This is a genomic window from Taurinivorans muris, assembly GCF_025232395.1.
In the GTDB taxonomy this organism is placed as follows: Bacteria; Desulfobacterota; Desulfovibrionia; order Desulfovibrionales; family Desulfovibrionaceae; genus Taurinivorans; species Taurinivorans muris.
This window is the reverse complement of the sequence record NZ_CP065938.1, coordinates 1,797,376-1,810,057: the sequence shown is the minus strand read 5'-3', so window position 1 is coordinate 1,810,057 and position 12,682 is coordinate 1,797,376. Positions and strand designations below refer to the sequence as shown.

At 43.4% G+C, this 12,682-nt stretch carries 8 protein-coding genes; 3 read left to right on the top strand and 5 right to left on the bottom strand.

What is annotated here, in order from left to right:
* Positions 1-7: 7 nt before the first annotated feature.
* Positions 8-1,129 carry a branched-chain amino acid ABC transporter substrate-binding protein gene (locus JBF11_RS08445; protein ID WP_334315037.1) on the bottom strand — a complete coding sequence of 374 codons (1,122 nt, stop codon included), beginning with the start codon at positions 1,127-1,129 and terminating at the stop codon, positions 8-10.
* Positions 1,130-1,386: 257 nt separating this feature from the next.
* On the opposite strand from JBF11_RS08445, the gene JBF11_RS08440 reads away from it, so the two are divergent.
* The 3 genes from JBF11_RS08440 (at position 1,387) to JBF11_RS08430 (ending at position 4,746) form a co-directional block, all read left to right on the top strand.
* Positions 1,387-2,337 carry a hydrogenase small subunit gene (locus JBF11_RS08440; RefSeq protein ID WP_334315036.1) on the top strand — a complete coding sequence of 317 codons (951 nt, stop codon included), beginning with the start codon at positions 1,387-1,389 and terminating at the stop codon, positions 2,335-2,337.
* Positions 2,338-2,396: 59 nt separating this feature from the next.
* Positions 2,397-4,076 (top strand): nickel-dependent hydrogenase large subunit, encoded by a 1,680-nt coding sequence (locus JBF11_RS08435; RefSeq protein WP_334315035.1) that lies wholly within the window; start codon positions 2,397-2,399, stop codon positions 4,074-4,076.
* Positions 4,077-4,383: 307 nt separating this feature from the next.
* Positions 4,384-4,746, top strand: a complete 363-nt coding sequence (locus JBF11_RS08430; protein WP_334315034.1) for a hypothetical protein — start codon at positions 4,384-4,386, stop codon at positions 4,744-4,746.
* 78 nt (positions 4,747-4,824) lie between these two features.
* On the opposite strand, the gene JBF11_RS08425 is transcribed toward JBF11_RS08430, so the two are convergent.
* From JBF11_RS08425 to JBF11_RS08410, 4 genes are all read right to left on the bottom strand, one after another.
* Positions 4,825-5,892, bottom strand: a complete 1,068-nt coding sequence (locus JBF11_RS08425; RefSeq protein ID WP_334315033.1) for a GGDEF domain-containing protein — start codon at positions 5,890-5,892, stop codon at positions 4,825-4,827.
* Position 5,893: 1 nt separating this feature from the next.
* A complete protein-coding gene (locus tag JBF11_RS08420) occupies positions 5,894-6,499 on the bottom strand; it encodes a D-glycero-alpha-D-manno-heptose-1,7-bisphosphate 7-phosphatase (RefSeq protein ID WP_334315032.1) in 606 nt (201 codons plus the stop codon).
* Between the two features lie 9 nt (positions 6,500-6,508).
* A complete protein-coding gene (gene uvrA, locus JBF11_RS08415) occupies positions 6,509-9,451 on the bottom strand; it encodes an excinuclease ABC subunit UvrA (protein WP_334315031.1) in 2,943 nt (980 codons plus the stop codon).
* Between the two features lie 443 nt (positions 9,452-9,894).
* Positions 9,895-12,681, bottom strand: a complete 2,787-nt coding sequence (locus tag JBF11_RS08410) for a type III restriction-modification system endonuclease (RefSeq protein WP_334315030.1) — start codon at positions 12,679-12,681, stop codon at positions 9,895-9,897.
* Position 12,682 lies beyond the last annotated feature (1 nt).

The following is a 12,682-nucleotide window of genomic DNA, read 5'->3' as shown; positions in this document are numbered from 1 at the left end:
AATATGATTATTCTTTGATCACGAAATTTCCGTTTTTATCCACTTCATACAATCTGTACAAAGGACCAACACGGTCGCCCTTTTGGTTGAAACCGAACGTTCCCGTAATACCTTCATATTCGCCCAAATCATTTTTCAAGTATGCAGAAAGCGCTTCGGCGTCAGGTTCCGTATTTTTCAGCGCTTCCACCAGAACATTGAACGCGTCCCCCGCCAAAACAGCCCAAACGGATTGGGGCAGCGTATCGTCATATTTGGCTTTATACGCATTAAGAAAAGCTTTGCCTTGTTCCGTGCTGAAGTCTTTCAGAACCGGAGGGCTTACGAACAAAAAGCCTTCAGCGGATTTTCCCGCAATCTTCAGAAGATCGAGATTATTGACAGCGTCGCCGCCGATCATGGGCACATCCCAGCCCATTTCCGATTTTTGACGGAGCAGCAAGCCCGCTTCCGGATAATAGGCGGTAAAGAAAATAAGATCCGGATTTACGGCTTTGATTTTGGTTAAAATCGGAGAATAATCCCTTTCTTTCGGCGTGAGGGCGTCGTAAAAAACAACATTGATACCGAGTTTTTCAAGTTCGGCGCGGCTTTCTTCCGCCAAGCCGCTGGAATAGGAAGAATTGTCATGCACAATGGCGACATTCTTATAGCCGAGCTTTTGAATATAGCGCGCGGCGACAATGCCTTGCTCATCATCACGGGGACATGTTCTGAAGAAATAATCGAGCCCTTTTTCCGTAAGGCGGACGCTGGTCGAACCTGTGCCTATCTGCAAAATTTCCGATTCGTCATAAATATTTTGGGTAGCTTCCGTCACGGCGGAACCATACGTGCCGATTACGGCGACAACTTCATTGGAAGCCAGTTTCTGCGCGGCTAAAGCGGCGCTTCTCGGGTCACCGGCATCGTCTTCGATGACAAGTTCAATCTGTTTTCCGTTAATTCCGCCGTTTTTATTCACTTCTTCAGCCAATAAGCTGACAATGCGTTCCATATCCTTGCCTTCGCTTGTCCAGCCGCCGGTAAGGGGACACATCAGACCGATCTTGATATTTTCGGCAAACGCCGCTCCGGTCCAGGCGAATAAGCATAGTCCCAAAAACGCAAACCATGTTATTTTTTTCATACATCCTCCAAAAGAAAAATACCGTTTCTTCATATAATGAATTTAAAAAAAATGCAAAAGCAAATTTCACCTGATAATGCATACATCATAATTGTGAAAAAAAGTTTTTCTTGCTCATATTTCATTTAGTTTCAATAAAAGACAAAATAAAGCCCTAACTTCTTGACGCAATCCGTTTTTAAAAGTAAAGTTATGCAATAACTATTTAAGAAGTTTTACTTCTTTCCCTTTTATAAAAACTTATACGGAGGCTACTTATGCGTTTCTCCATTGGACTTGGAAAAGACGGAGTTGAAGAACGTCTTGAACAAAATGGCGTTTCCCGCCGCGATTTTCTTAAATTCTGTTCCGCTGTCGCCGTAGCGATGGGACTCGCCCCATCCATGGCGCCATCCATCGCAAAAGCTCTTACCCAAGGCAAACGTCCTGTCGTTGTTTATCTTCACAACGCAGAATGCACCGGTTGTTCCGAAGCATTGCTTCGTACCTATCAACCTTTGCTCGACGCGATTTTATTTGACACCATTTCCCTTGAATACCACGAAACCCTTATGCAAGCTTCTGGTGAAATGGCGGAAAAATCCCTTGAAGAAGCGATCAACCACCCCGACGGTTTCATCTGCTTGGTGGAAGGCGCCATTCCTACCGCCCAAGACGGCATTTTCGGCACAATCGCAGGACATACCATGTATGACAACTGCAAAAAAATCCTCACAAAAGCGAAAGCTGTCGTCGCTATCGGCACATGCGCCGCTTTCGGCGGTGTGCAAGCCGCAGCACCAAACCCAACCGGAGCGAAAGGCCTCAATGATTGTTACGGCGAATTTGGCGTCAATGCAATCAACATTGCAGGCTGTCCGCCAAATCCGCTCAACATGGTAGGCGCATTGGTAGCACTTCTGCAAGGAAAAGAAGTCGAACTTGACGACAACAACCGCCCTCTTATGTTCTTTGGCGAAACCGTCCACGACCAATGCGAACGCCTGCCTCACTTTGAAGCCGGCGAATTTGCCCCTTCCTTTGATTCCGAAGAAGCCAAAAACGGCTGGTGTCTGTACGAGCTTGGCTGCAAAGGTCCAAGCACTTACAACAACTGCCCGAAAGTCCTTTTTAACGAAGTGAGCTGGCCGGTCAAAGGCGGGCACCCATGCATCGGCTGCAGCGAACCGGATTTCTGGGACAGCTTATCTCCATTCTATGAAGCATAATCCTTATCAAAAATTTTTACGCCAAATGGCATAACGTTATTATTAAAGAGAGCTGATATATGAGTCAAGTAACTCCAAAAAGCAATTACAGCGGACCGGTTGTCGTTGATCCGCTCACCCGTATCGAAGGTCACCTTCGCATTGAAGTTGAAGTAAAAGACGGTGTTATTAAAGATGCAAGAAGCTGCGGAACGCTTTTCCGCGGTCTTGAAAATATTTTAGTCGGCCGCGACCCGCGCGACGCGCAGCATTTCACCCAAAGAACATGCGGCGTATGTACCTACACCCACGCTTTGGCTTCCACCCGCGCATTGGAAGACGCAATGGGCATTGAAATTCCCGCAAACGCCACCCATATCCGCAACATCATGCTCGGCATGCTTTTCGCCCACGACCATATTGTGCATTTCTACCACCTGCACGCTTTGGACTTTGTCGATGTCGCTTCCGCAACAACCGCAGATGTCGCAAAAACAGCCGAACTTGCAAAATCCGTGTCTAAAAAACCGACTTCCCAAAAAGAATTGCAGGAAGTAAAAGACAGAGTAAGCAAACTTGTGCAAAGCGGACAATTGGGACCTTTCAGCAATGCATATTTCTTAGGCGGTCACCCATCCTACTATCTCACTCCGGAGCAAAACCTGCTTGCTGTCGCCCACTACCTCGCAGCACTTAAAATCCAAGTGAAAGTCGCACGCGCAATGGCTATTTTCGGCTCCAAAAACCCTCATCCGCAAACCCTTATCGCCGGCGGCGTGACTTGCTACAACAGCCTTGAAAAGGAACCTCTCAAACAATTCGAGGAACTGTACAATGAAACCATTGATTTCATTGAAAACACCCTTATCCCCGATGTTCTTCTCGTAGGCGGCGCATACAAAGATTGGGCGCAATTCGGCGGCGGCGCGGTAAACTATTTGTCTTTCGGCGAATTTCCGGCTCCGGGCAAAGAACGTGATTTAAACAGCCGCTGGTTCAAACCCGGTCTTGTGAAAAACCGCGACTTGAGCAAAGTATACGACATTGATTTCAGCAAAATCGACGAACACGTACGCCATAGCTGGTATGAAGGCGACAAGGCGCGCCATCCGTACGAAGGCGAAACCAAACCGAAATTCACGAAAATCGGCGACACAGACCGTTATTCATGGCTCAAAGCCCCACGGTACGACGGCTTGGTCATCGAAACCGGACCTTTGGCAAGCATGGTTGTAGCCTATGCGCAAGGACACAAAGAAACAAAAGAAACCATTGATTTTGTTTTGAACGCTCTCGGTCTTAAACCTGCCGACCTCTTCTCAACACTCGGCAGAACCGCAGCCCGCGCTTCCGAATGCCTCATCGTTACCCGGCAAGTAAAAGTTTGGCTTGAAGAACTCAAGAAAAACCTCGCCAAAGGCGATACGAAAATCTGCATTGACACTGAAGTTCCGGCTGCCGCCAAAGGCGTCGGCATTGTCAATGCTCCGCGCGGCGGTCTTTCACACTGGATCGTCATTGAAGACAGCGTGATTAAAAACTTCCAGCTTGTCGTGCCTTCAACATGGAATTTGGGACCGCGCGACGCAAAAGGAAATATGAGCGCTGTTGAAGAAGCCCTTATCGGAACGCCTATCGCAGATCCGAAACGTCCAGTTGAAATCTTGCGTACCGTTCACTCCTTCGACCCATGCATGGCTTGCTCCGTTCACGTTATTGACAACGAAACCAACACAAGCCGCGATTTCAGAATCCTCTAAAATATGAAACTAAAAAAATTGCACTCCCTGAAAAGAGTGCAATTTTTTTGTTTAATATGCTTTTTAAGCATAAAAAATTTCTCCCCAAAAGATACAACACACACTATCCCATTTATTTTTACATGATTTTCTGTATGTTTCTGGAAGTAAAATGACAAAAAATACTTCCGCTCATTCTTATAACATCCTTATTTAACACTATTTTTGTTTAACAAAATCAGTTGCATAAAAACAACAATGAGCCTATACTTATTTATGTTATGCAAGCAAGCTTTCCTTAATAAAATTTTTATTCAAGGAAACAAAAATGAAAAAATTTTTATTGGTATTTCTTAGTGTCAGCCTGCTTTCCGGGTGCGTAAGCAGTGTGAGTTTCAATACGGGCTTTATTCCTCCGCCCAGACACTATTACTCCACAACGGAAAGTGTCAGCGTTATAACCGCAGCACCGGTAACAAACGGACAAACAATTGTCGAAGAAGTAATCATACCGAAACAAACCGTGGTTATCGAAAAGACGTATCCTGTTTATCCCGCCTTATCCGTCGGCTTTTTTTATCCTTTCGGCTACTACAAACCGTATTGGCATGGCAGACGTTACCACCGCCCGCCGCCCCCTCACAGACCGCGTCCGCCCCACGGGCGCCCTCCCCGTCCTCCGCGCCGCTGATTTGACAAAACAATTCATCATAAAAAAGGTACCTGTTTCAGGTACCTTTTTCTTTCTTCATGCCATATAAATTTTAAATCACATCTGCGGAACAACCATATTGCGGCCTGCCGTCTTCGCCCTGTACAGATTTTCATCGACACGCTGGAGCAGTTCCTTTACGCCCTCGCCCTCACGGTAGGAAACAAGCCCGATACTGACGGTAATCGGCTTATGGTTCGGCGTAACCATATTCGTTTCCACAGTATGCCGGATACGCTCCGCGATACGGTAAGCATTTTCCAAAACGGTATTATGCAAAATAATGATAAATTCCTCGCCTCCGAAGCGCACGACATAATCTTTGTCACGCAGCGTTTTTTGCAAAAGCATGACAAGCAGCTGCAAAACCTGATCGCCGACCAAATGCCCGAAGGTATCATTAACCGCTTTAAAGTAATCGATATCAAGCATCAATAAACAAAAATCCCTTCCTTTTTCGCTTGCTTCCTTAAATGCTTCCTCTAGAAATCCGGCTAAAACATTTCTGTTATACGCACCGGTCAGAGGGTCAAGCGCGGAGTTTTTGATGATATTTTGCTGTTCCTGCTCCAAATCGACAACTTTTTTATTCAATCTGTTCAAAATGCTTTGAAAGAATGTTGCGTCATAATAAATGGAAACCAAGCCTTTCTTACGGCTTTCCGTTTCAAAGCCGGAGAGCCAGTAAACATAATTCCTCTGTTCATCATCAAGTCCGAGGCTGAATTCCTGCTGGACAATAGCGGACTGGTCAATGGCATATTTGCAGTTTTCATAAAAAACTTCCCTGTCTTCATCGGAAAAATACGCCAAATGCGTAACGTCCAAACCTTGATAATCGGTTTGGTTCATACACACGACTTTCTTATATTCTTCGTTTACGAGCAAAAATTTCGCATTTGCGTCTTTTATGGCGACAGGCAGCGGAATGGCATTGAAAGCACTTAAAAAATACTGATTGTCTTCTTCCATTTTTTTAATTTGTGCAAGCCGGGCTGAATGTTGTTTTCTCAATGCCTCAAATTGTGCTTGTTCTTCACCTGAAAGCTTATTCCACAACGCTTCTTCCGCACTGAAATCATGCATATTCATAAGCCATTGATAGCAATTTTCCGATATGTTCATACTAATCTCTGCTGTCTTTTATAATGAAATCACTCAATGATGACAAAGTTGAAACAAGATAACATTTTGTTTTTTCTTGTTTTATTCCAAAAACTTCACTTGAAAACCCCGTAGGTTCTCCTTTCCTTTGCAGATGAAATTTCCGTGCCGTCTGTTCTCCTTTTCCGGTCAAAACCAAACAGGAAAGCGCAAACCCCGCTTTTATTCCAAAAACGACATCTTCCATCTTATCCCCGACCATGGCGCATTCATCCGCGCAAATGCCATGTTTTTGCGATAAGTATTCCCACATTCCGAGGGCGGGCTTGCGGCAGGAACATTCTTCCTCCGGCGCATGGGGGCAAAAGGCGTAATCGGAAATTTCCACACCCTTTTCAAGCAAGAGCTGTTTCAGCGCCTCTTGGCAGGCAAAAAAATCATTTTCTGAAAAATAGCCTCTGCCAATTCCGGATTGGTTTGTTACCACAAAAATCTTAATAGCATTATCCCGTAACAATTTCAAGGAATTTGACACCCCCGGAAAAAGTTCCACTTGGGCGGGGTCGGAAAGATAATGCTTATCGAGAATAAGCGTTCCGTCCCTGTCTGCGAAAAGATATTTAATCATAAAAAATCCCTATGAAAATTTCCGGCGCATACGCCGTTCCTCTACCAGGAATTTTCCTGTCACGGAAGCAGGGTCCGCCATAATAGCCTCCGGCGTGCCCTCCGAAATAATGGTTCCGCCATTTTCGCCGCCTCCGGGACCGATGTCGATAACATAATCGGAAGCCAAAATCACATCCGTGTTATGCTCGATAACGACAACGCTCGCCCCGCGCTCCACCAGCTGGTGCAAAACCGTCACCAGTTTGCCCACTTCGTGCATGTGCAGCCCCGTTGTCGGTTCATCCAGAATATATACGGTATTCGGCAAAGAACGCTTGCCAAGCTCGCGGGAGATTTTTATCCTTTGCGCTTCTCCGCCTGAAAGCGTCGTTGCCGGCTGCCCTAAACGGATATAACCGAGTCCCACGCTTTCAAGCATGGCAAGCCGCCTTTCCAGAGAAGGATAATTTTCAAAAAACTGCCTTGCTTCGCTTACCGTCATATCCAACACTTCGGCGATATTCTTATCCTTATAGTGGACTTCCAGCGTTTCCCGATTAAAACGCTGACCTTTGCAAACATCGCACTGCACAAAAATATCAGGCAAAAAGTGCATTTCGACACGGATCTGTCCGTCGCCTTTGCACGTTTCACAGCGCCCGCCCGCAACGTTGAAACTGAACCGTCCCGCCTTGTACCCGCGCCGTTTCGCGTCCTGCGTCATGGCGAAAATATTGCGTATCTCATCAAAAATCTTCGTATAGGTTGCAGGATTGGAACGGGGCGTCCTGCCGATAGGGCTTTGGTCAATGGACACGACACGTTCGATTTTATCGATATTGACAATCCTCTTCACTTCCCCCGGCTGATCGACCTTTATCCCGCAGTGCATGGCTATATGCTTATACAGCGTATCAATCACAAGGGAGCTTTTGCCGGATCCGGAAACGCCCGTCACACACGTAAGCAAACCTAAAGGAATGGCGCAGTCGATGTTTTTGATATTGTTGGTCGTCACGCCTTTCAAGGTTAAAAACTCTTTGGGCTCGCGCCGTTCATCGGGAAGAGGGACTTTCATATCCCCGCGCAAATATTTTGCCGTGAGCGAATGCGCATTTTTATACAATTCCTGCACAGTTCCCGCAAAAACAAGTTCTCCGCCGTTCGCCCCCGAAGCAGGTCCCAGTTCCAAAATGGTATCCGCCTCGCGGATAGTCGCTTCGTCATGCTCCACAACCAAAACCGTATTGCCTCTGTTTTGCAGGCTTCGCAGCGTTTGAATAAGCCGCTCGTTGTCACGGGGGTGCAGACCGATGGACGGTTCATCCAAAACATAGGTCACCCCGACCAAACCGGAACCGAGCTGGGAAGCAAGACGTATGCGCTGGGACTCCCCGCCGGAAAGGGTTATCATGGAACGGGCGAGGGAAAGATAATCAAGCCCCACATTGAGCATGAAAGAAAGACGGTGCGTCAATTCCTTCAATAAAGGTTCGGCAATGATCGCATGCCTGCCGGTAAATTCCAAACTTTCAAGCCAAGCCAAAGCCTTTGCAATGGAAAGACTGCAAAATTCGTAAATATTATATTCTGCCGCCGGATTTTTAACATGGGCTTTGCCCACTTTCACGCAAAGCGCTTCCGGACGCAGCCTTGCCCCCCTGCACTGCGGACAGTCCACCGCATAGCTGTATTTCGACAAAATTTCACTCCATGCATCGCCATGCGCCATGAAACGTTCCAGCAAATACATCACCCCGGACCAGTGGGCATTACCGCTTGCGCTTTCGTCCAGCGCCCGATTGAGGCTTGTTCCGCCCATGAAATTCCGGCGCAGGCTTCCTGTTCTGTTCACGCCCCCCGCTTCGCCATGAAAAAGGGCTTTTTTGGCTTCTTCGCTGAAATCTTTCAAAGGCATATTCAACGTGAAACCATGCCGCCTGCCCAGTTCCGCAAGAGGTTTTTCTATTTGTTTCCATGTATACGGGCTGGAAAACGGCGCCAATGCCCCCTCGGCAAGGGACAGGCTTTCATCCGGCGCGATAAGTTGGGAATCGAACGTCGCCACAGTGCCTATGCCTGCGCACTGCGGGCAAGCCCCCTGCGGGCTGTTGAACGAAAAAAGCTGCGGAGAGGGAACCGGCATTGTCGTATGGCATTTAGGGCAAACGCTGTCTGTCGAATGGACGACGTCTTCCCTGCCCTCGCAGGACACAATGATACGCCCCTCACCGTATTTGAGAGCCAATTCCACAGAATCAGCCAGACGGGTGCGCATGTCTTCCTTGATAACCAGCCTGTCAATGACCAAATCGATACTGTGCTTTTTATTCTTATCCAATTCAGGTGCTTCATCGAGGGTGTAAATTTTCTTTTCTTCACCAAGAGTCGCCACCCGCACCCGCACAAAACCGTCAGCTTTCAATTTTTTAAACCTGTCCTGATGCGTGCCTTTTTGCATTTCCACAAGCGGCGCAAGCAAAACAAGCCGTGACCCTTGCGGCAAATCCATGATGTCGGCAATGATTTCATCAGAGGCGCGGGCTTCAATGGGAGTACCGCACTTCACACAATACATCGAACCGAGCCGCGCGAAAAACACCCTTAAAAAATCATACACTTCCGTCACCGTGCCCACAGTCGAGCGCGGATTTCGCCCCGTGGTCTGCTGCTCAAGACTTATGGCGGGAGAAAGCCCCTCGATTTTATCCACCAAGGGCTTATCCATTTTAGGCAAAAACTGGCGGGCATAGGCGGACAAAGACTCCACATAGCGCCTTTGCCCCTCTGCGTAAACAATATCAAAAGCAAGGGTCGATTTGCCGGACCCGGAAGGACCGCACACAACCACAAGTTCATTGCGCGGAATACGCACATTGATATTTTTCAAATTGTGCTGTCTTGCCCCTTCGACAATGATCGCACCGTTTTGCTCCGTATTTTGCTTTATCTTGTTTTTCTTTTCTGACATATTGTTTCCTTTTTCTTTGCAGTTACGTTAATATCATTTCTATAATATTTGGCAAGCACAAAAAATCATACGAAAAAAGCCCCTTATCTTGGGGAATAAAGGGCTAAAAAAGGAGGCAGTTTAAAGGAGAGTTTTATATAAACGGTGTTTTTATAGGGGTTCCGAACTCCCCTTGCTTTATAAGCTATGTAAACATATCAAATCAGAACTTTGATATGATACCTGTTTATCAGCAAGGACCGTGCCAAACATACGTAAAAATTAAAATATAATAAATTCAATAAAATAAAAATATATTTTTTACAAACTCATCTCACAGCCCCTGCCGCCTATACAATCTTTGCACAGTTTTTCCGCCTTTCTGTATAAATTTTATACAGCATATAAGCCCATACAAAATTCATCCATATGCCTTTTGTTCTTTTCTTATCTCACTTAAAAAATTATTCCTCTTTAATCAAACTTTTCAAGCAATTACGAAATTCATTTACAGAAGTCACTTTTTTCCATTTTATTTTATCAAATTGTTTAAAATATTTTTCTTGGGCATTTATGGCAGATATTTCTTTTTCCCGCAAATTATCTGATTTTGCTTCGACAATTAAACCAACTTGCACCTGTTTATTATTTTTTATGGCATAAACAAAATCAGGACTTGTTGTTCCGCCGGTATAAAGAGGAACTTTTACACTACGTCTTGGAAGTTTTCCAAAAACAAGAACTTCTTTCTGCGGGGCTTCCTTCAAAATATCCTGCTCTATGCCACTGTCAAAAACTTTTTTGTCATACAAATAATTTTTCTCAACCTCAAAGGTTTTATCTTCCTTTAGACCCAATAAATTTTGCTCTATTTCATCAAGGAAAACACCGTCTTTCATAAGGCTGGTTGCGGCAATAAAATCTAAAGAATTATATTCATATCTTGTTGAAAAATATTCTGCAAATTCTTTTTCAAAATTAACATTGATATTATTCACAGAATTGATATTGAATTGCTCTTTATTCACTCCATCAGGATATAATTCAGACATTGCCTTATGAATTATATGTACAGGAATATTGGTAACCATTGAAAGTTTTTGTAAAAACACACCATAAGGCAAGGTTCCCACAGGAAAATTCAAATCTTCTGTCGTTTCCTTGATAACGAGCATACCATTTTCAACAACCAATTTTTTATGAACAATAGTTCCGGAATTTAATTGAAAAGCATTATTTTTTAAGGAATGTTTTAAAATATTTTTTAAATCTTCATTAGGGATTTGGTCATACTCAACCATAAATCTTTTTGTAATTTGTTTCCATAATTCCCTAATTTTTTCCCAATTTTCTTTCCGTAATTTTACTTTAGAATTTTTTCTGCCATTTTCAGTAATAATATTTTCTTTCAGAACATATTCTTCAGGCAAATATTTTACAAATTCTTCAAAATTTGTAATCTCACCCTCACGGTTAATAATTTTCTCAGTCAGCAAAGAAATAAAAAGCTCGTCCCTATTTTTTTCTGTACATTCCTTCCCTTGTTTGTGCAAAACAATATCGCACAATTCATCGGTTATTTTTTTATATAATTGTTTATTATCACTAACAATTTCTTCTTTTAAACTTTGTGCAAAATCTTTTTCCGACCAATCAATAATTAAATCTAAGTAATAATCTTTATCCGTGTTTGACATTCTTTTACCGCTGGCATTCACGGGTAAACGCAAGCCCCTGCCGACTTCCTGAATTTTGCTTATTTCACTTCCGCTTTTCCGTAATTTTGTAATTACAAAAATATTCGGATTATCCCAGCCCTCACGTAATGTCCATTTTGAAAAGAAAAACCTTCGCACAACCCATGCACTATTTTTATCTTTAAAAGAAAGCATTTCCGATTTATTTCTTAAAATATCGTCAATCTGCTTTTGAATTTCTTCATCAGCCTTTCCTGTATCTTCCGCAAAATAGCCGGCATGGGTTTGCCCGATATTTTTTAAACTTTCTTTTAAAAATTCTTTATATTCTTGGTTCGTTTCCTCTTTTATCAACGCTTCAAGTTTATGTTTTAATAATTCTTCAAATTTTTGTTTAAGCCAGCCCTCATTTTCTTTATTACGGTAACTCTTAATATCATCAATAAAAAATAAGGATAAGGTTTTTATATTCTCTTCCCAGTTTTCTTTTTCTTTTTTAAAATGCGTATCAATAGCTTGTTTCAATAATATTTCCTGATAACTTTGCAGAAAAACATCGGAAACCAACTGCATATTGCTTTCAAGATTCAACCCGTTGGAAAGAAGTTTCTCTTTTCCTCCAACATAGTATAAATTGCCTCCGAAATCATCGGGTAACAATTCTCCCTTTTCTATTTGATATTCCTTATTATCCTTTTTTAATGTCAATGCAGTATTGGTTAACCCGACAACTTTATAAATTGAGCTTTCCTCTTTTATTAAACTTGGATATTGGATATTTACCCCTTTGACCAAACGCTGATTAAAAGAAGACAACGCATTTAAATCATAGACCAAATTTTTATAATCGATTTTTTTCTGCTTATTTTTGCCGGTTCCGACTTCAATTTCCGGAAACGTCGCCCCAAAACGGAGAATACATTGCGGGGCTAACTCCTGAATGCTCCGCATCGCCTTATTATCTTGTTTAAATCTGTGTGGTTCATCAATAATGATAATAGGCTTGATTGCTTTAATAGCGGGATATATCTTTGAATACGAATCAAGCAATGTCTGGTCGAATTCCTTGGTTTCCATACTCCGCAACATGGCGTCGTTAATCAACAAACAAAAAACAGTATTTTTTTCATGCATTGAGCCGTCTAAAAAATCTTTGAGGTGGCTTGGAATGGTTTTTCTGCCTTTTTTCGTTTCAAAATCTTTACTGTTTATTACAGATAAAGCGACTGTGTAGTTTGTTTTTAAAACTTCATTTAAATGTTTTTGCACATATTGTGCCTCTATAAAATTTTTCGTGCCTTCTTTAATCGCAAGGCTGGGAACGACAATAATAAATTTCTGCAAGCCGTATTCAGCAAAAAGTTCATACATTATCCGTGTATAAACATAGGTTTTGCCCGTACCTGTTTCCATTTTAACATCAATAAAATTTTTCACCTGCACATCGGGATTTGCCTCAGCTTTTCTTCGGGAATTATCTTTTTGGGAGAATTCTTTCAATATACATTGAAGCGCTTCTTCTTGGTGCGGTAATTGCTCTAAAAAAAGTTCCATA